The sequence below is a fragment of the Flavobacterium poyangense genome, from assembly GCF_011751075.1.
Lineage (GTDB): Bacteria > Bacteroidota > Bacteroidia > Flavobacteriales > Flavobacteriaceae > Flavobacterium > Flavobacterium poyangense.
Map to the genome: position 1 here is coordinate 471,113 of NZ_JAALLN010000001.1, position 21,099 is coordinate 492,211.

Annotated in this window: 14 protein-coding genes and 1 rRNA gene; 13 read left to right on the plus strand and 2 right to left on the minus strand. The window is 36.9% G+C overall.

The features are described 5' to 3' along the window. Positions 1-23 precede the first annotated feature (23 nt). Both G3A47_RS01950 and G3A47_RS01955 read right to left on the minus strand, forming a co-directional pair. A 16S ribosomal RNA gene (locus G3A47_RS01950) occupies positions 24-1,537 on the minus strand. Between the two features lie 718 nt (positions 1,538-2,255). Continuing rightward, entirely contained in the window at positions 2,256-3,266 is a 1,011-nt protein-coding gene (locus G3A47_RS01955; protein ID WP_166919899.1) for an LLM class flavin-dependent oxidoreductase, read from the minus strand. Positions 3,267-3,451: 185 nt separating this feature from the next. On the opposite strand from G3A47_RS01955, the gene G3A47_RS01960 reads away from it, so the two are divergent. The 13 genes from G3A47_RS01960 to G3A47_RS02020 all read left to right on the plus strand — a co-directional run bounded on the left by G3A47_RS01960 (position 3,452) and on the right by G3A47_RS02020 (position 20,972). Further along, complete coding sequence (locus G3A47_RS01960; RefSeq protein WP_166919901.1) at positions 3,452-3,967, plus strand: DUF2975 domain-containing protein; 516 nt, start codon at positions 3,452-3,454, stop codon at positions 3,965-3,967. Between the two features lie 2 nt (positions 3,968-3,969). Beyond that, complete coding sequence (locus G3A47_RS01965) at positions 3,970-4,176, plus strand: helix-turn-helix domain-containing protein (RefSeq protein ID WP_166919903.1); 207 nt, start codon at positions 3,970-3,972, stop codon at positions 4,174-4,176. 113 nt (positions 4,177-4,289) lie between these two features. Further along, on the plus strand, positions 4,290-5,174 hold the full coding sequence (locus G3A47_RS01970; RefSeq protein ID WP_166919905.1) for an ABC transporter ATP-binding protein: 885 nt from the start codon (positions 4,290-4,292) through the stop codon (positions 5,172-5,174). 4 nt (positions 5,175-5,178) lie between these two features. Beyond that, positions 5,179-8,718: an ABC transporter permease/M1 family aminopeptidase gene (locus tag G3A47_RS01975; protein ID WP_166919907.1), complete on the plus strand. Its 3,540-nt coding sequence runs from the start codon at positions 5,179-5,181 to the stop codon at positions 8,716-8,718. 314 nt (positions 8,719-9,032) lie between these two features. Next, positions 9,033-10,373 carry a sigma-54-dependent transcriptional regulator gene (locus G3A47_RS01980; RefSeq protein WP_166919909.1) on the plus strand — a complete coding sequence of 447 codons (1,341 nt, stop codon included), beginning with the start codon at positions 9,033-9,035 and terminating at the stop codon, positions 10,371-10,373. Between the two features lie 529 nt (positions 10,374-10,902). Further along, positions 10,903-11,184 carry a DUF7674 family protein gene (locus G3A47_RS01985; RefSeq protein ID WP_166919911.1) on the plus strand — a complete coding sequence of 94 codons (282 nt, stop codon included), beginning with the start codon at positions 10,903-10,905 and terminating at the stop codon, positions 11,182-11,184. Positions 11,185-11,480: 296 nt separating this feature from the next. Beyond that, positions 11,481-11,558, plus strand: a complete 78-nt coding sequence (kdpF, locus tag G3A47_RS01990; protein WP_208328340.1) for a K(+)-transporting ATPase subunit F — start codon at positions 11,481-11,483, stop codon at positions 11,556-11,558. A gap of 121 nt (positions 11,559-11,679) precedes the next feature. Continuing rightward, on the plus strand, positions 11,680-13,401 hold the full coding sequence (kdpA, locus tag G3A47_RS01995) for a potassium-transporting ATPase subunit KdpA (protein ID WP_166919913.1): 1,722 nt from the start codon (positions 11,680-11,682) through the stop codon (positions 13,399-13,401). A gap of 207 nt (positions 13,402-13,608) precedes the next feature. After that, complete coding sequence (kdpB, locus tag G3A47_RS02000) at positions 13,609-15,666, plus strand: potassium-transporting ATPase subunit KdpB (protein ID WP_166919915.1); 2,058 nt, start codon at positions 13,609-13,611, stop codon at positions 15,664-15,666. A gap of 332 nt (positions 15,667-15,998) precedes the next feature. Then, a complete protein-coding gene (locus tag G3A47_RS02005) occupies positions 15,999-16,553 on the plus strand; it encodes a K(+)-transporting ATPase subunit C (protein ID WP_166919917.1) in 555 nt (184 codons plus the stop codon). 296 nt (positions 16,554-16,849) lie between these two features. After that, positions 16,850-17,926 (plus strand): porin, encoded by a 1,077-nt coding sequence (locus tag G3A47_RS02010; RefSeq protein ID WP_166919919.1) that lies wholly within the window; start codon positions 16,850-16,852, stop codon positions 17,924-17,926. Positions 17,927-18,013: 87 nt separating this feature from the next. Beyond that, the gene (locus tag G3A47_RS02015) at positions 18,014-19,135 is read left to right on the plus strand and encodes a sensor protein KdpD (RefSeq protein WP_166919921.1); all 1,122 of its coding nucleotides are present in this window, start codon (positions 18,014-18,016) and stop codon (positions 19,133-19,135) included. Positions 19,136-19,253: 118 nt separating this feature from the next. Then, positions 19,254-20,972, plus strand: a complete 1,719-nt coding sequence (locus G3A47_RS02020) for an ATP-binding protein (protein ID WP_166919923.1) — start codon at positions 19,254-19,256, stop codon at positions 20,970-20,972. Positions 20,973-21,099: the final 127 nt, after the last annotated feature.

Here is a 21,099-nt window from a genome sequence, read left to right on the forward strand (position 1 = left end):
AATGCTAACACTCAAGGCTCTAGAAAGGAGGTGTTCCAGCCGCACCTTCCGGTACGGCTACCTTGTTACGACTTAGCCCTAGTTACCAGTTTTACCCTAGGCAGCTCCTTGCGGTCACCGACTTCAGGCACCCCCAGCTTCCATGGCTTGACGGGCGGTGTGTACAAGGCCCGGGAACGTATTCACCGGATCATGGCTGATATCCGATTACTAGCGATTCCAGCTTCACGGAGTCGAGTTGCAGACTCCGATCCGAACTGTGACCGGCTTTATAGATTCGCTCCTGGTCACCCAGTGGCTGCTCTCTGTACCGGCCATTGTAGCACGTGTGTAGCCCAAGGCGTAAGGGCCGTGATGATTTGACGTCATCCCCACCTTCCTCACAGTTTGCACTGGCAGTCTTGTTAGAGTTCCCGACATCACTCGATGGCAACTAACAACAGGGGTTGCGCTCGTTATAGGACTTAACCTGACACCTCACGGCACGAGCTGACGACAACCATGCAGCACCTTGTAAATTGTCTTGCGAAAGATCTGTTTCCAAACCGGTCAATCTACATTTAAGCCTTGGTAAGGTTCCTCGCGTATCATCGAATTAAACCACATGCTCCACCGCTTGTGCGGGCCCCCGTCAATTCCTTTGAGTTTCATTCTTGCGAACGTACTCCCCAGGTGGGATACTTATCACTTTCGCTTAGCCACTGAAATTGCTCCCAACAGCTAGTATCCATCGTTTACGGCGTGGACTACCAGGGTATCTAATCCTGTTCGCTACCCACGCTTTCGTCCATCAGCGTCAATCCATTAGTAGTAACCTGCCTTCGCAATTGGTATTCCATGTAATCTCTAAGCATTTCACCGCTACACTACATATTCTAGTTACTTCCTAATAATTCAAGTCTAGCAGTATCAATGGCCGTTCCACCGTTGAGCGATGGGCTTTCACCACTGACTTACTAAACCGCCTACGGACCCTTTAAACCCAATGATTCCGGATAACGCTTGGATCCTCCGTATTACCGCGGCTGCTGGCACGGAGTTAGCCGATCCTTATTCTTACGATACCGTCAAGCTACTTCACGAAGTAGTGTTTCTTCTCGTACAAAAGCAGTTTACAATCCATAGGACCGTCATCCTGCACGCGGCATGGCTGGATCAGGCTTGCGCCCATTGTCCAATATTCCTCACTGCTGCCTCCCGTAGGAGTCTGGTCCGTGTCTCAGTACCAGTGTGGGGGATCTCCCTCTCAGGACCCCTACCCATCGTAGCCTTGGTAAGCCGTTACCTTACCAACTAGCTAATGGGACGCATGCTCATCTTTTACCGTTGTGACTTTAATAGTGGCTTCATGCGAAGCTGCTATGCTATGAGGTATTAATCCAAATTTCTCTGGGCTATCCCTCTGTAAAAGGTAGATTGCATACGCGTTACGCACCCGTGCGCCGGTCTCTAGCACCGAAGTGCTATACCCCTCGACTTGCATGTGTTAAGCCTGCCGCTAGCGTTCATCCTGAGCCAGGATCAAACTCTTCATCGTATATTTTTTATATTATATTGCGATGTGTTCTCTAGTGGTTCTTTTCGAATCTCTCGATTCTATTACTCTTATTTTTTCTGTTTCTTAAGATCACTCTTAAAAAACGGCTGTCAATTCAATATGTCTACGAACGTGTATTTCTTATTTTCGCTTGTCTCTCAAAGCGGGTGCAAAACTACATCTTTATTTTTAACTGGCAAGAGTTTTTTGAAGTTTTTTTTTAGAAATTTTCGTTTCCAATTTTCTTCTTCTCTCAACCAATCTCTCAATGAACTTGCGCATTTTGCGGGGTGCAAAGGTAAGCAGCGTTTTCAAATCTCACAAGCTTTTTTGAATCTTTTTTTTTAATTACTTAAAATTTTTAATTCTTATTTTCTTGTCAGTATTTCAGCGAACGTCTGCGTTGTTGCGGGTGCAAAAGTAGTTTCTTTATTCGCATTCGCAAGCTTTTTTTCAATGTTTTTTGAATCTTTTTTTTGGGGTTTTCTTAATGTGTTGATAGTCGTGTTTTTAGGAGGTTTAGACTTTTGTTGTTTTTAGGATTTTTCTTGCTTTTGATGGTTTTGCTGAAGCGATTGCTCTTGCGCAGGGTCTTCGGCTACGCTCAGACTGACTATAGTTTTTTTAATTACTTTATGATATACCTTATTATATACAACAAACCCGACAGGTTTTGAAAACCTGTCGGGTTGTGGGGTAGTAAAAATACACTTCTAGATTATAATATCTGATTTAGAGAATCTACAACTTCTTTTGTAAACTGAATACTCTTTAGTTTAGCCTGATGATCATATATAGGACTTGTTACCATTAGTTCATCAATTCTTGAGTAGTCTATAAACTTTTTTAAATCGACAGCTAGTTCTTTTGGACTTCCGGCAAATGTACAGGCAGTCATTTGATTGACATGGAAACGTTCTTCTTCACTCATAATATCGTCTAAAGACGGAACCGGTGGCTGTAAACCTTTACGGTCATTGCGGATCAGATTTAAAAACATCTGATACAAACTGGTCGACAACAACTCTGCTTCTTCATCGGTGTCTGCAGCAATAATGTTTACACAAGCCATTGTTTTAGGTTTATCTAAAACGGCAGATGCCTGGAAGTTCTCCCTATAGAATTCAAAAGCTTGTATCATTTGACGTGGCGCAAAATGTCCTGCAAATGCATATGGCAAGCCATAGGCTGCAGCAAGGGCAGCACTTTCCATACTTGAACCCAAAATCCAGATAGGGACATTTGTACCTTCTGCAGGAAATGCTCTCACTTTTGCAGTACTATTTTCTTCGGAAAAATAATCCTGAAGTTTGCTTACATTTTGCGGAAATCGCTGTGCTTGTTCAAAAAAGTCCTTTCGAATTGCTTCAGCAGTTGGTTGATCTGTTCCCGGTGCCCTTCCCAAACCTAAATCAATTCTGTTTGGGTAAAGTGTTTCTAAAGTCCCGAATTGCTCGGCAACTATTAAAGGAGAATGATTCGGCAACATGATTCCACCGGAACCTACACGGATATTCTGCGTGTGACTGGCGACATAGCCTATTAAAACAACTGTTGCCGAACTAGCCACGTGAGCCATATTGTGATGTTCAGCAAGCCAGAATCGCTTATAGCCTAAACGATCTGCCAATTGTGCGATGTCTTTTGTTTTCTGAAATGTTTCCGGAGCGTTACTATTCTGAGTAATTATAGCGAGTTCTAATATGGAGACTGAAATTGATTTTTTCATTTAAATAATTGCTTTTTCACAAAATTACTTCATTTCTGTGAAGCCGTTTATTTTCTAATGTTAATAGAATTATAATCTTTTCTCGCACAAACTCAAACTGTCAATTGAATAATTTTTCAATAATTAATTATTGTTTTACGATAATTAATTATACATTTGTAATAATAAATCAAATTTCAATTCTAATGAAAACCACACATATCGTTTCAAAAATACTCTTTTACATCACCCGCTTTTTAGCTGTTCTCTATTTTTCATTAGCAACTTATTCTGCATTGACCTTAACAACCGGATGGTTTTTAAACTTTAAAGAGAATGGCAAATACTTTCAAATTTGCTACCCTTTTACTGACCACCCACTTATGTTAGGCGACTTTAATATACCTTATATCATTTTTGAATTTTTATCTCCGTTGAGTCTTTATGGTCTTTTCTTTTTATTGAGCAGCAATGTATTTAAAGTATTTTTTCAACCTAAATTATTCACTCAGAATGGAATATCTCATTTGAGGCGATTTTATTTAGCGAATCTATTTATACCCGGGATTATTATCTTTTTAGCCTCCATTTTTGTATCACTCGATAATGAAGTTGCCATTTTTATTGTGTTACATTTTATGTTGGGTATTTTTGCCTATTTTTTAGCTGCAATTTTCAAACAAGGATTAAACCTTCAGAACGAACAAGACTTATTTATATAATCATGCCAATAATTGTAAATGTTGATGTTATGCTTGCCAAACGCAAGATGCAAAGTAAAGAGTTGGCTGAGAAATTAGGAATTACTCCTGCCAATTTATCTATTCTTAAAACCGGAAAAGCCAAAGGAATCCGATTTGACACTTTAGAATCCATTTGCAAAATATTAGAATGCCAACCTGGTGACATTTTAGAGTACGTAAGCGAATAACATTTTTTTTTAAATCTTCATTAAAAAATCGGCTCCCCGAAGTCGACCGGAATACTATTGCCTATTTCTTTCGAAATAAATGATCACAATCAATCATCTAAATCAATCAAAAAATGAACAGTCTATCAATCAAAAACCTCAACAAAACGTATGAGAACGGTACAGCAGCTCTAACTGATGTATCTCTGGAAATTAAAAACGGAATGTTTGGCTTATTAGGACCAAACGGAGCCGGGAAGTCAACCTTAATGCGAACCATTGCTACTTTACAGGAACCAAGTTCCGGTGCTGTACTATTTAATGGTATTGATATTATTGAGGATCCGATGTTTATTAGGGAAAACTTGGGCTATCTGCCGCAGGAATTTGGTGTCTATCCTAAGATCTCAACTTATCGGTTGCTGGATCATCTGGCAATTTTAAAAGGAATTGTTTCAAAAAAAGAGAGACACGAACAAATTTTATATCTCTTACAGCAAACCAATTTGTTGCAACATAAAGATAAAGCCGTTCACTCTTTCTCCGGTGGAATGCGTCAAAGATTCGGAATCGCACAGGCTTTACTTGGCAATCCGAAAATCATTATTGTTGATGAACCAACTGCCGGTCTTGATCCTGAGGAACGAAATCGCTTCAACAACCTGCTAAGCGAGATTGGCGAAAATATCATTGTAATTTTATCGACTCATATTGTTGAAGACGTTCGGGATTTATGCACCAAAATGGCGATTATCTCAAATGGAAAATTGATTCTGGAAGGAAATCCTGAAAAAGAAATCCATTCCCTGAAAGACAAAATCTGGATGAAAGCCATCTCCAAAACGGAATTACAGGAATACAAAGACAATTTCAACATCATTTCTTCGAATTTAAATTCCGGGAAACTTCACATTCACGTTTTTTCTGAACAACAGCCTGATAACGGTTTCCACTTAACATCACCTGATTTGAGTGATGTCTACTTTAGTATTTTATCTCAAGATCAACTTAAAAAATAAAGTTATGCTGTCAAAATTAATACAATTCGAATGGCATACTTCTACTCGAAACCGTAGCTTTTATGCCACCTTTTTAATCTATTTAGTTCTGGGCTTTTTTGCGGGGGCTTTTGCCAATTTTTCGTTCTCAGGTGCTTATAAAAACAGTCCTTTTGTTCTTACGTACGCCATTGGTTTACTTTCTTTAACCCTTATATTCTCGGTTACACTGCAAGTTGCACAACAGTTCCTTAAGGAATATGAAACCCGATTTGATTCGATTCTTTTTGCAACTCCTTTATCAAAATTGTCTTATCTGGGAAGCAGGTTTATTGTTGCTTTTGGAATTTCAGTTGTTTCACTTGGAGCTTTAATCATCGGATTGTTTATTGGTCATCAGATGCCATGGCTATCAGAAGATCAAATTGGGCCTTTTTCACTTCTAAATTATATCTGGCCGTATTTAATTCTAGTGATTCCAAACCTCTTTTTATGTCTAACTATTTTAACCTCTTTTGCTTGGTTAACCCGCAACAAACTACTGATCTATGTTGGTGGCTTTATGGTTTACATACTCTATATCGCAGGATCTTTGTTCTCTAACTCCCCTATTTTTGCCAATGCTTCTCCGTCATCAGCTTCGGCCATGTCGTTTGCCGCAAAAATAGATCCTTTTGGTCTGGCAGCTTTTTTAGAACAAACCCGATACTGGACAGCCCTTCAAAAAAACAACCATCTGATCGATTTGTCCGGCAATCTTTTATTTAACAGAGTACTCTGGATTGGTTTCTCTATTCTATTGCTGATCATTTCTTATCGATTATTTTCCTTTCGAAAAGCAAAAACAAAAAAAGTAAAATTGGAGCGAACAGTAAAAAACGAAACTCTTATTTTTTCAACTGAAACTCCAAAAAGCATTGAATACAGGACTTTAAAGCATAACTTATTGGTTCTTAAAAGTTATATCAAAATGGATGTTTCTTTGATTTTAAAAGGAATTCCATTTCTGTTGATCGTGCTTTTATTTTCCGGATTGCTTTTAATTGAAATATCCGATGAAATTGACGGCGGTATTCGCTTAGCGCAAAACATCACCAATACCGCTCTCATGATCAGTACAATTATGGATCGTTTGCCTTTTATTTTACTTCTAGTTTTACTTTTTTACAGTAATGAATTAGTGAATCGAGGCGAAACGGCACGTTTTGAAATGTTCGAAAACACTACCCCCTATCTGCAAACTATAGCTTTGCTTTCTAAAGTAATATCGCTTTTTAGCATTCCGTTTTTCCTTATCACGTGGAGTATTTTCATTGGTTGCACTTTTCAAATCATTCATGCAAATGCGCCAATAGAATTTGGACTTTATGCCTCCTTATATTATTTTCTTGGCCTTCCGGTCTTATTGCTTTCGATCCTGGTTATTTTTATCCAAATAATTATCTCCAATAAATATTTAGGACTTTCGATCGCAACAATTGTGACATTCTTAATTAGTTCGGGAATCGGAGAGCAATTAGGCATTTCGCATCCTTTATTCCGTTTTGGAGATGCGTTTAAAAGAGAATACTTTGATCTAAATGGCTTCGGAAAATACACCCTTCCCTTTCATGTTTCAATGGTTTACAATCTTGGATTAGCTTTGATTATGGTTGTGGCAACAGGTATTTTATGGAAAAGAAATTCTACTATCTTAAAATCAATTCAGAGACATTCCTTTAATCGCATTCAAAAAGTTGTTCTTTCATTGGGTATTCTGCTTTTTATAAGTTTCGGAGGTTATCTTTTTTATAAAACCAACATCGAATACCCTTATCTTACAGAGGATGATCAAAACAACTGGAGCGAACAATATGAATTACACTTAAAAAAATTCTCTTCCTTACCTCAACCTACAATTCTTTCCGTAAAAAGTGATGTGGCTTTATTTCCGGAAGAAAACAGATACGAGGTAAGTGGTACCTATCAGTTAATCAATCATTCAAAACAACCCATTGACAGTTTGCTCCTTTACTTGGATCAAAATTCAAAATTAAAATCGATTACAATTCCAAACTCTAAACCCATTGGCGATTTCTCTAAATTCCATCATTATTGGTATCTTTTAAAAAAACCATTGCAAGCGGGGCAAAAAATGAATATTTCTTTCTCCTTCGAATCTTCCTGGTCGCCATTTAAAGGTCATACTTCATTTAATTCGATAATCGAAAATGGTTCTTTTATGAAGATAAGTCGCTACTACCCTGCTTTTGGATATCAGGATTCTAATGAGATCAGCAGTAAAAAAGAACGTGCAAAAAGGCATTTAAAACCTCAGACTCCACTTAAAAAATTAGAAGATAAATCTAAAGCAGAATCTGATTTTATTGATTATGAAACCACCGTTTCTACTTCAAAAAACCAAACTGCCATTGGCGTGGGAGATTTGATTGCAAAATGGGAAAAAGACAATCGCAATTATTTTCACTATAAATCAAAGGGAAAAATTCCATTTCGATTTGCTTTTTCTTCTGCAGCCTATCAAGTTCAAAAAGTAAACTATAAAGGAATTTCGATCGAAGTTTATTACGACAAAAGGCATCCGCGAAATGTGACCAAGCTTATTAAAGATGTAAAGAATACACTGGATTACTGCCAAAAAAACTTTGGAAAATATCCTTATAAAACCATTCGATATGCAGAAGTAGCTGCTTTTGCTAATGGTTTTGCCGCAACTTCCTATCCGTCAACGGTATTTATGAAAGAAAATTTCGGTTTCTACAGTGATCTCTCTCATCACGATAAAGAAGATGTGATCAATCAATTGACGGCCCATGAATTGTCGCATGAATGGTGGGGAAATGCCCAGATTAGTCCGGAGCAAAAAGAAGGCAGTTGGATTTTAACCGAAACTTTGGCACAATACACCGAATTAATGCTTTACGAAAAAGAACATGGTTTAGAGAAAGCCCTAGAAACCTTAAAAATTCATTTGGATTTGTATTTGAGCAGTCGAAGTTATGAGCCGGAAACACCACTTTACAAAACCAATTATGAAACACCGCATTTGCCTTACGATAAAGGAATGCTGATTATGCATCAGTTACGATTGTTAATTGGGGAAGAAAAAGTAAATCTTGCTTTGAAAAATTTCTTAAATCACTATCGCTATTCAAATCCCATTCCCGATTCTGAAAATTTACTAAACGAAATTTATTCCGTGACGGATAAAAAGTTACATCCTAAACTAGACGAAATGTTTAAGCAAATCATTACCTATTCTTCGAATATTACAAGTGTTGAAAGTCAAAAAAAGGATGAGTTTTATGAAGTTACTTTCCATGTCAATTCAAAGAAATATTCTGAAAATGCAACCGGAAAACAAACCTTACTTCCTAATGATCCCTCAATAGACATTGGTGTTTATGATGAAAAAGGGAAATTATCCAGTTATCCCTTTTTGATACAGAATAATAAGATCAGTGGTAAAATCAAACTCAAAAGCAAACCTCAACTTATTGTGGTTGATCCTTATCTGAAAAATATCGACACTTTTATAAAGGACAATGAAAAGGAAATTAATTAGACTTAAAGATACAATGAACCCGCAAGCTTTTACAGATAGGGTGCTGTTTTTGCTCGCAGAGGCGCAAAGTCGCAAAATTTTTCACGCAGATTTAGCAGATTATGCTGCTCTTTTTATTTTGTAGTTCCGACAAAAACAATCTAAATCAATCTGCTAAATCTGCGTGAAAAAAATACTCGGCAAACATAGGAGCACTCTGAGATTATTTTCAGAGTGCTTTTTTTTGCAAAATTTATCCGGAATCCAAATGTCAAATGATTTAAAACCTAAATTTGTATTTCGAAATTATCGATTCGATATAGCACCACTCCCAAATGACACATAAAATTTTAATTATAGACGACGAGGAAAAACTTAGAAGTCTGCTTGCCCGCATTGTAAAATCTGAAGGATTTGAAGTTCTCGAAGCCAAAGATTTAAAATCCGGTTTTAAAAAACTGGAACAAACCGATATTGATGTCGTTTTATGTGATGTAAAATTACCCGACGGAAATGGAGTTGACTTTGTGCAAAATATAAAAGGAAGCTTCCCTCTTACCGAAGTTATTTTATTGACGGCATTCGGGAATATTGCGGATGGTGTTCAGGCAATGAAAAACGGTGCTTTTGATTATATTGTTAAAGGTGATGACAATGACAAAATTATTCCGCTTCTCTATAAAGCTGTTGAAAAAGTACATTTACAGAAAAAAGTACAACAACTTGAGAAGCGCATAGGCGATAAATATTCTTTTGCGACGATTATAGGAAAATCAAAAGGCATCGAGCAGGTTATTGATCTGGCAAAAAAAGTCGCCAAAACAGATTCAACGGTTTTACTTACCGGGGAAACCGGAACGGGGAAAGAGGTTTTTGCTCAGGCCATTCACGAAAACAGTATGCGTGCCGGAAAATCTTTTGTAGCGTTAAACTGCAGTACTTTTAGCAAAGAAATTTTAGAAAGCGAACTTTTCGGCCATAAGCAAGGGGCTTTTACCGGTGCTTTAAAAGATAAAAAGGGTTTTATTGAAGAAGCTAACGGCGGAACTTTATTTTTGGATGAAATTGGTGAAATGCCAATTGAATTGCAGGCAAAGCTATTACGTGTTTTAGAAACCAGTGAATACATTCCGGTTGGAGATACGACTTCAAAAAAATCAAATTTCAGGTTAATTGCCGCAACAAACCGGGATTTAAAAACAGAGAGCGAAGCACATCGTTTTCGTTCTGATTTGTATTTCCGCTTAAACATCTTCGAGATTAACCTCCCTCCTTTGCGAGAAAGAGCCAAAGATATTGCAGCACTGACCCTTTCTTTTGTCAAACAGTTCTCTGAAAAAACGAATAAGAAAACGTTAACCATTTCTGATGACTTTCTTCAAAAATTAGAGAATTATTCCTGGCCCGGAAACATTCGGGAGCTTAAAAACATTATTGAACGTTCTGTTATTTTAAGTGATACTCTTTTAACAGCCGATGTACTTCCTTATGAAATGCAGCATCAACCTGAAAAAGCTTCTAAAACGATGTCGGCTTTTTCTATGCAGAGTATCGAAAAGCTACATATTCAGAAGGTTTTAAACTATACCAAAGGCAACAAAGCAGAAACAGCACGTTTACTCGAAATTGGAATCGCTACTTTGTACCGAAAGTTAGACGAGTACGGCATACAGTAATCTAACTTGTTGGCTGTGATTACTTAGTCAATTTGCTTCGCCCAGGTCGCAAAATTTATACTTAACACATAGAACAAACATAGATTTTACTTTTAAGAAGAGCGCAAAAAAAGGTACAAAAAAGAAATACATTTCTATCACATAGCCAAACCATAAACTCGATTGTTGAATAGTAACATCGGATCAGAAAAAAATCCTTTTAATCTGTGAAATCTGAGGCTATTCCTTTTTTGCCACAGATTGCACTGATTAAAGGGATTATTTCTTAGTTTAAAAAAATAATTCGCGAAAATTCGTGCCATTGCTTTGCCTGTTCGCTATCGCTCGAGTTGTGGCATGCTTTTTTTTTGTTACCAAAAACATAGATTAACCTATCATTTCAATAAAAGCTTATCATTTTGATAGGCTTTTTTTACGCCTGATTTTTGGCACACTACCTCAACACTTTTATTGACAAGGCCTTAGCTTATCTTGCCCTTTTTCGGAACAGCTTTTGGCATAAGAGGAGAGAACATTAAAATTCTTTCTAATGAAAAATCAAGTCAATACTATTTACAAACAAGCAGAGCGGTTTGCTGAGATTACCAAAAGATCTATTATTTCAGGTAATATCGTTCGGGCAAAAAAATGCTTAGCCCTTGCCGAGCGTCTGTTTGTGACCGGAAGTATAGAAACTAAAAACGCCATTTCGAATGTGTACGTTTTCTCGGTTTCTTCCTTTATGGAAATGCGTCACTGCAATATTTCACATCTTTTTCCTCAAACCCTTAAAGCCGAATATGTCAAACAAATTAATACTTCGGGGGTGTAGAGTTCTGAGTTGTGGGTTGTGGGTTGTGAGATGTAAAATGTGAGATGTAAGATGTGAATTATAAGACAACTTACAAATCTATTCATTTCATAACTAACTTTTTACAAACACATTTCACAAGTAACTTTTCGCAACTCAAAACTCACAACCCAAAACTCACAACCCAAAACCCAAAACCCACATCTCACAATTAAATCTAATACAATATGTTAACCACTACTCTCTTACTCGCATTGGCCGTTTTGCTATTTGCTATTTGTTTTAAATCAGTCGAATTTTTCGAAAAAATCTAAATCATGATCGCACTATTTATTGTCTCACTTGCCGTTTTCGCCTATTTGGTTTACGTCTTAATCAAACCCGAAAAATTTTAATAAAGTACAAATGTGAAATGGGGTTTTCAAAAAGTGAAATGTAAAATGTAAGATGTAAAAAACATTTCACTTCTTACTTATAACTTCTCACTTAGCGCCTCTCACATAAAAATAACAAACTATGAACACAGAATTATTTGGCATCATCAGTATTTTTATCGTTTCGATAGTTTTAGCAATTCCGATAGGAAGGTATATTGCTAAAGTTTATTCAAATGATAAAACATTTCTTGATCCTATTTTCAATCCGATTGAAAAATTTATTTTTAAAATTAGTGGTATTAATTCCACCGAAGAAATGAACTGGAAACAACATCTGAAAGCACTTCTAAGTGTTAATATGGTTTGGTTCTTTCTTTGCTTTTTCATTTTATTGTTTCAGGGGTCTTTGTTTTTAAATCCCGATAACAATCCATCAATGACACCCGACTTAGCTTTTAATACCGCTATTTCGTTTGTTGTCAATTGCAATTTACAGCATTATTCAGGCGAAACCGGAGTTTCTTATTTGTCCCAGATGTTCCTGATGTTTTTGCAATTTGTTTCTGCCGGTGTCGGAATGGCTGCCGCAGCAATGATTTTTACAGCAATGAAAGAAAGAGCTACGGATAAATTGGGTAATTTCTACAATTATTTCATCAAAAGCTGTACTCGTGTTTTGTTACCACTTTCAACTATCGTAGCTGTAGCGTTATTATTTAGCGGTACACCAATGACTTTTGAAGGAAAAGATGCGATTACTACTTTACAAGGTGATGGTATTGAAATTTCTCGTGGACCGGCTGCTGCTTTTGTTGCCATTAAACATATTGGTACAAATGGTGGAGGTTTTTTTGGAACCAATTCGGCACATCCGTTAGAGAATCCAACTTATTTTACGAATGCTGTTGAGTTGTGGGCACAATTAATAGTTCCGTTTGCCATGATTTTTGCCTTAGGTTTTTACTTAAAGAAAAGAAAATTATCCTACGTAATTTTTGGAGTAATGACCATTGGTTTTTTATTACTGGTTGTTCCGACCGTTATAAGCGAAATGAACGGAAATCCGGCTATCGAAAAAATGGGAATTGCCCAAACTACGGGAGCTATGGAAGGAAAAGAAGTTCGGTTTGGGCCTGCTATTTCAGGTTTCTGGAGTATTGCAACAACCGTAATTTCTACAGGTTCAGTAAACAGTATGCACGATAGTTCAATGCCGGTTTCCGGAGCTATGGAATTGCTTGCTATGATGATTAATGCTTTTTATGGCGGTTGTGGTGTTGGAATTCTAAACTTCTATGTTTTCATTATTCTTGCGGTATTCATCTCCGGATTAATGGTGGGACGAACTCCTGAGTTTTTAGGAAAGAAAATCGAAGCCCGGGAAGTTAAAATTGCCGCATTTATTGCTATTCTACACCCGCTATTGATCTTATCTGGAACAGCTTTAGCTTCTTATTTTGCAGCAAATGATACGGCAATGGGATGGTGGTTTAGCGGAAATGCTACCGGCTGGTTAAACAATCCGGGACATCATGGATTCTCCGAAATGTTATACGAATATACTTCGAGTGCTGCCAACAACGGTTCGGGTTTTGAAGGTTTGGGTGATAACAACCCATTTTGGAATATTACAACAGGAATTGTATTGCTATTGAGTCGTTTTATTCCAATCGTCGGTCCATTGGCAATTGCAGGATTATTGGCGAGTAAAAAATACATTCCGGAAAGTTCAGGAACTTTAAAAACAGACACTTCTATTTTTGGTGTAATGGTTTTTGCCGTGATCGCAATTATTGCTGCTTTATCTTTCTTTCCGGCGTTGGCACTTGGTCCTTTAGCGGAATATTTTACACTAAAATAACAATTCATTTCTCAATGCTGAGCAATACATTTTAACACATAGAAACATAGATCCCAAAATCAAAATAGACCATTAAAGAAAACTCGTTTTTTCACATAGCTATATGCATATGCAGCTATGCAAAGTGAAACGTCTTAGTCTCAAAGTAAAAATTCTATGTTTCTATGTGTTTAAAAAAAGTTTAGCTAAACAAAATAATATACTAAAATGACAACTAATAAATCCAATTCATTATTTGAAAGTAAGCAGGTAAAAGAGGCTCTCGTGCAATCTTTTGTGAAGCTGAATCCAAAAATGATGATCAAAAATCCGGTAATGTTTACCGTAGAAATTGGAACTGCCATCATGTTTGCTGTTTGCGTTTCCATTTTACTTGGCGCACAGGATCAAGGTAGTTTTATCTATAATTTAATCGTATTTCTAATTTTACTGGCCACGCTTTTGTTTGCCAATTTTGCCGAAGCTATTGCTGAAGCCAGAGGAAAAGCGCAAGCCGACAGTTTAAGAAAAACACGCGAGGAAACCCCGGCAAGACAGATTTTGCCTAACGGAGAAATTAAAAATATCAGTTCTTCCGAATTAAAAAAAGGCGATATCTTCATTTGTGAGTCAGGCGATTTAATTGCTACTGATGGTGAAATCATCGAAGGTCTGGCTACAATTGACGAAAGCGCCATTACGGGAGAAAGTGCTCCTGTGATTCGGGAGGCCGGCGGTGACAAGTCATCTGTAACCGGAGGAACAAAAGTACTTTCGGATAAAATTAAAGTAGTTGTAACCTCTGAGCCCGGCGAAAGTTTCCTTGATAAAATGATTGCTTTGGTTGAAGGAGCAAGTCGTCAGAAAACACCAAACGAAATTGCCTTAACCATTTTATTGGCTGCCTTTACCTTAATCTTCGTAATTGTTTGCGTTACGCTAAAACCATTTGCTGATTATGCCAATGCTCCCATAACCATTGCGGCTTTTATTGCACTATTTGTTTGTTTGATTCCAACCACAATTGGCGGATTACTTTCTGCAATTGGAATCGCAGGAATGGACAGAGCTTTGCGTGCCAACGTCATTACAAAATCAGGAAAAGCAGTCGAAACTGCCGGAGATATTGATGTCTTGCTTTTAGACAAAACAGGAACAATCACAATTGGAAACAGAAAAGCAACCAATTTTTATCCTGCAGAAGGCATTGTTGCTGAGGATTTTATTAAATCAGCGGTACTAAGTTCGCTGGCAGATGATACGCCGGAAGGAAAAAGTATTATTGAACTCAGTAAAACCTTAGATATAAATGGTAAAATACAGTCCGAAATTTCACTGCTTACAGACAACATTTCACATACCATAAAATTTACGGCCGAAACCAGAACTTCCGGAGTAGTTTTAAAAGACGGAACCAATATTAGAAAAGGGGCTCAGGATGCGGCAAAAAACATTGCACTTCAGGCCGGGAATAATTTCCCTGAAGATACTGCTCAAAGAGTAATTGCTATTTCATCTAAAGGAGGAACTCCATTGGTGGTCATTAAAAACAGCCAGGTTCAGGGTGTTATCGAATTGCAGGACATCATTAAAACGGGTATGAGAGAACGTTTTGAACGCTTGCATAAAATGGGAGTAAAAACGGTTATGGTTACCGGTGACAATCCGCTCACGGCACAATTTATTGCCGAAGCTGCCGGTGTAGATGACTTTATTGCCGAGGCGAAACCTGAGGACAAAATGAACTACATTAAAAACGAACAAAATCAAGGAAAACTTGTTGCCATGATGGGTGACGGTACCAATGATGCTCCGGCACTTGCCCAGGCGAATGTAGGTGTTGCGATGAACAGCGGAACACAAGCTGCCAAAGAAGCAGGAAACATGGTTGACCTTGATAATGACCCAACAAAATTAATTGAGATCATCGAAATTGGAAAACAATTATTAATGACCAGAGGAACGCTTACCACCTTCTCTATCGCCAATGACGTCGCTAAATATTTTGCTATTGTTCCGGCTCTTTTTATTACTGCGATTCCGGCTCTTGAAGGTTTGAATATTATGCGTCTGCATAGTCCTGAAAGTGCTATTTTATCGGCTGTAATTTTTAATGCGGTTATCATTCCAATATTAATTCCGTTAGCGTTGAGAGGGGTTGATTACAAACCAATTGGTGCAAGCGCCATCTTAAAAAGAAACCTGCTGATTTATGGTTTAGGTGGTTTGATTGTTCCTTTTATCGGAATTAAGTTAATCGATTTACTGGTAGCGCTATTTATGTAATTTAATAAAAAAAGGTTCTGAGTTGCTAAGTCTCTGAGATCCCAAATCTACAGATACTTTCTAAAACTCTGAGAAACTCAGCCTCTTAGAACCTTTAAAAAAAATAAAAAACTAAGCCTCTGAGTTCCTAAGTCTCTAAGTCCCCAAATCTATATGTCCAATCTAAAAATCTTAGAAACTTAGAAACTCAGTCCCTTAGAATCTTAAAAAAAAAGCTCTGAGGTTCTAAGTTGCTAAGTCACTAAGGCCCCGAATCGAAAAGTACTTTCTAAAAATCTTAGAAACTTAGAAACTCAATCGCTTAGAATCTTAAAAAAATAAAAAAACTCAAAATGAAAAATACATTTTCAATCGTAAAATTCACTCTTTTAATGGTGGTTTTATTAGCTGTTGTTTACCCCCTGGCTGTTTACGGAATAGCTCAATTTGCTCCAAATCAAGGAAAAGGAGAAACGGTTTCGGTTAACGGAAAAGTGGTTGGCTATCAAAAAATAGGTCAGAAATTCGATAAGTCAAACTACTTCTGGGGAAGACCTTCGGCTGTAGATTATAATGCCGCAGGAAGTGGCGCAAGTAACAAAGGAGCCAATAACAAAGAATACCTGGATTTGGTTCAAAAAAGAATTGATACTTTTTTGATTGTACATCCCTACTTAAAAAAATCCGAAATTCCTGCTGATCTGGTAACGGCCTCCGGAAGCGGACTGGATCCGAATATTTCTCCACAAGCTGCTTTGGTTCAGGTGAAACGTGTTGCCAAAGAAAGAAAATTATCCGAAGATAAAGTAAAGGCTTTGGTTGAATCTAAAATTAATACCCCTACTGTAATGGGAACTGCTACCGTAAATGTTCTGGAATTGAATGTGGCTTTGGATGCTTTAAAATAAAAACAACTTAATAAAACCGGACAGGTTTTGAAAACCTGTCCGGTTTGAATATCGAAATAATAAATTCTCTCAAAGTTCTAAAAAACACAAATACCAAATAAAAATACAAAAGAACAGGTTTTGAAAACCTGTCCGGTTTGAATATCGAAATAATAAATTCTCCCAAAGTTTTAAAAAACACGAATACCAAATAAAAATACAAAAGAACAGGTTTTGGAAACCTGTCCGGTTTGAATATCGAAATAATAAATTCCCCCAAAGTTTTAAAAAACACGAATACCAAATAAAAATACAAAATGAAAAAAATAATACTTACCGCTTTAATTGCTTTTGGCTTTACCAATTTACACGCTCAGGAAGAATCTAAAAGTCCGTTTACATTTTCCGGCTATGTTGATGTCTATTATAGTTATGATTTTGCAAAACCAAAAGATCATACACGCCCCGGTTTTATTTACAATTACAACAGAAGTAATGAAGTAAACCTCAATTTAGGTTTAGCAAAAGTAAATTACAGCAAAGATAATGTTCGTGGAAATTTTGCCTTGATGGCCGGAACATATGCACAATATAATCTGTCGGGCGAGCAGGATTTACTAAAAAACGTATACGAAGCCAATGTAGGTGTAAAAATTTCTAAAAGTCATGACTTATGGATTGATGCCGGAATTATGCCTTCACATCTTGGTTTTGAAAGTGCCATCGGAAAAGATTGTGCCAACTTAACGAGAAGTATTCTGGCTGAAAACTCTCCTTATTATGAAGGGGGTGTAAAAATTGGTTATACCTCAGCCTCTGGAAAATGGTATTTGGCCGGAATGTACCTGAACGGATGGCAAAGGATTCAGAAAATAGAGGGAAATCAAACGCCGGCTTTCGGAACACAGATTACCTACAAACCATCGGACAGAACAACCCTAAACTGGAGTACTTATGTGGGAAATGAACAACCTGATACCGATAAAAAATGGCGCTATTTTAATAACTTTTACGGACAATTTAAAATCACTAATAAAACAAACATAACAGCCGGTATTGATGTAGGTTCTCAACAATCGGCTAAAAACAGTAACAAATACGATACTTGGTTTGCTCCTATTGTAATTCTACAGTACAAACCAACCGATAAAATTCAATTGGCAGCAAGAGGCGAATATTACAGCGATGAAAAAGGAGTTATCATCTCAACCAAAACTCCAAACGGTTTTAAAACTTATGGATTTTCAGCTAACTTTGATTATCTGGTTACTGATAATGTAATGTTTAGAATAGAAGCCAGAAATCTTTCCAGTAAGGATGAAATTTTTACAAAAAATGACCTCCCAACGGATACGAATACATTTGTAACGACTTCGCTGGCAATCAGTTTCTAATATAGTGAAATGTAAAATGTGAGATGTGAAATGCATCTCACATTTTACATCTTACATCTTACATCTTACATTCTAGAGCAAACAGAAATGGAAAAAGAAAATAATGCACAGCACTTTCTCGATTTAATTCAGAAGTCACGAAAAGGAAAGTTTAAAGTCTATATTGGGATGAGCGCCGGTGTGGGTAAAACTTACCGGATGCTACAGGAAGCCCATTCGTTGTTGAAGAACGGAATTGATGTCAAAATTGGCTATATAGAAACACATCTCCGAAAGGAAACCCATGAGTTATTGTTTGGTCTGCCCGTGATTCCGAGGCGGACTATTTTCTATAAAGGCAAAGAGCTCGAAGAACTCGATGTACAGGCCATCATCAATCTCAGACCGGAAGTTGTAATTGTAGATGAACTGGCCCACACCAATGTAGAAGGAAGCAAAAATGAAAAACGCTGGCAGGATGTTTTAGAGATTCTCGAAGCAGGGATCAATGTAATATCGGCCGTTAATATTCAGCATATTGAGAGCTTAAACGAAGATGTAAAACGTATTACGGGTATTGACGTTCAGGAACGAATTCCGGACAATGTTCTGCGAATTGCCGATGAAGTTGTTAATATCGACTTGACTTCAGAGGATTTAATTGCGCGGCTGAAAGAAGGAAAAATTTATACGGCAGATAAAATTCAGACTGCTTTGACAAACTTCTTTAAATCCGAACAGATTTTACAATTACGTGAATTGGCTTTGAAAGAAGTAGCGAGTCAGGTCGTCCGAAAAGTAGAGAATGAAGTACCGCAGTTGCAAGCTTTAAAACATGAAAAGCTTTTGGCCTGTATTAGCAGTAATGATAAAACAGCCAAAATTGTAATCCGAAAGGCAGCACGTTTGGCGGGTTATTACAACGGAAGCTGGTATGTAATGTATGTAGAAACACCCAAGGAAAGCAGCATAAAAATTGCTTTAGACAAACAGCGTCATTTAATTAATAATTTTAAACTGGCCACACAATTAGGCGCAGAAGTAATTAAGATTGAACATAAAAATATTGCCGATGCGATTCTAATGACAGTCGAAGAAAAAAACATTACAACGGTCTGCATCGGAAAACCGCATTTGAATTTATTTAAAGTAATTTTGTCAACAACGATTTTCAGACGTTTACTAAACAGTCTGTCTTTATCGAATGTTGACCTTGTTATTTTATCTTAATTGTGAGATGGCGTTGTGTGAAATGTAAAAATGTTTTTTGTGAAATGTTTTTTCGCTTCACATCTTACAAACAACATTTTACATATAACAAATAACATTTTACACAAATAAAAAAGTCATGAGAATTAAAACCAAATTGAATTTAGGAGTTGGATTGTTATTTTTAATGATCATTATCCTTTCCTTAGTGAGTGCTTACTCTGTTTTTTTGATTAAGCAGGACACTGAGAACATTCTAAAAGCCAATTATAATACACTAGAATATTCCAGAAATATGATTTTGTCTTTAGATGAAATAACAACAGGTTCCGATAAAACACTTTTGGTTTTTAAAGAAAATCTTCAAAAACAAACTCAAAATATCACGGAACCCGGAGAAAAAGAAGCAACCTATAATCTAAAAAAGAACTTTGCTCTTTTAGAAAAAAACCATTCCGACAAGGCGATCCGGAAACAAATCAGACAGGATATCTTTATGATTATGAAACTGAATCTGAATTCGATTAAGTTAAAAAGCGATATCGCCAAACATACCGCTGAAAATGCCAATCTACTAATCGCTGTTGTAGGTACTTTATGCTTTTTGATTGCCTTTAATTTACTGATTAATTTACCAAACAATATTGCGAACCCAATTAAAGAATTAACCTTAAGCATCAGGGAAATTGCCAATAAAAATTACTCTGAGCGTGTTCATTTTACCAATCACAACGAATATGGTGATCTTGCCAAGTCATTTAATACAATGGCACAAAAACTCGAAGAATACAATAACAGTAGCTTATACACCCTTTTCTTTGAGAAAAAACGACTCGAAACGCTTATCAATAATATGCATGATCCCATTATTGGTCTGGATAACGAAGGAATTATTCTCTTTGCCAATGATGAAGCACTAAAAATTATCAATTTAAAATCGGAGGATATTATCGGAAAATCAGCTGCTGCTTTGGCTTTGTCAAATGATTTGGTGCGCTCTTTAATTCTTAAGGAGACCAATGATAATTCGAAGAAACTGCCGATGAAGATTTTCGCCAATGCTAAAGAAAGTTATTTTGACAAGGAAACGATCAATATTACAATAACGCCAACGGGTGAAGAAACACCAATTAATATTGGAGATGTGATCATTTTGCGAAATATTACCCTTTTTAAAGAGCTTGATTTTGCTAAAACAAATTTTATTGCCACCGTCTCACATGAGTTAAAAACACCAATTGCTTCTATAAAAATGAGTTTACAGTTACTTGAAAATCAAAAAACAGGTGATATAAACGACGATCAGAAACAATTAATCGAAAGCATAAAAGAAGACAGTCAGCGCTTATTGAAAATTACAGGAGAATTACTCAATTTATCACAATTAGAAACCGGAAATATTCAGCTGAATATCGAAAAAAGCAATCCGTACGCTATTGTACATTATGCTACAGAAGCTGTAAAAGTTCAGGCCGAGCAAAAACAAATTAAATTAGTGATTGATGCTGCCGAGAATTTACACGATGTAAAAGCCGACAGCGAAAAAACGGGCTGGGTTCTGATCAATTATTTATCAAATGCCATTACGTATTCTTCTGAAAAAAGTACCATTGTTATTCGCTTAAAAGAAGAAAACAACCAAATTATGTTTCAGGTCATCGACACCGGAAAAGGAATTGATGCAAGATACCAAGACAAGGTTTTCGATAAATACTTCCAGATCCCGGGAAGTCAGAAATCAGGAACAGGATTAGGCTTAGCCATCAGCAAGGAATTTATCGAAGCTCAAAACGGAACTATCGGCGTAGAGAGTAATTTAGGATTAGGAAGTACCTTTTGGTTTTCTTTAAACGTGTAGTTCTTGTTTTCTGCTATTGTCTGTCTGAGCGAAGTCGAAGACGTTTTAGGTACACCCTTCGACTCCGCTCAGGGGGACACTCGTTTATTATTTACCCTTAGTCAAACTAAACACTGTCAGTCTGAAC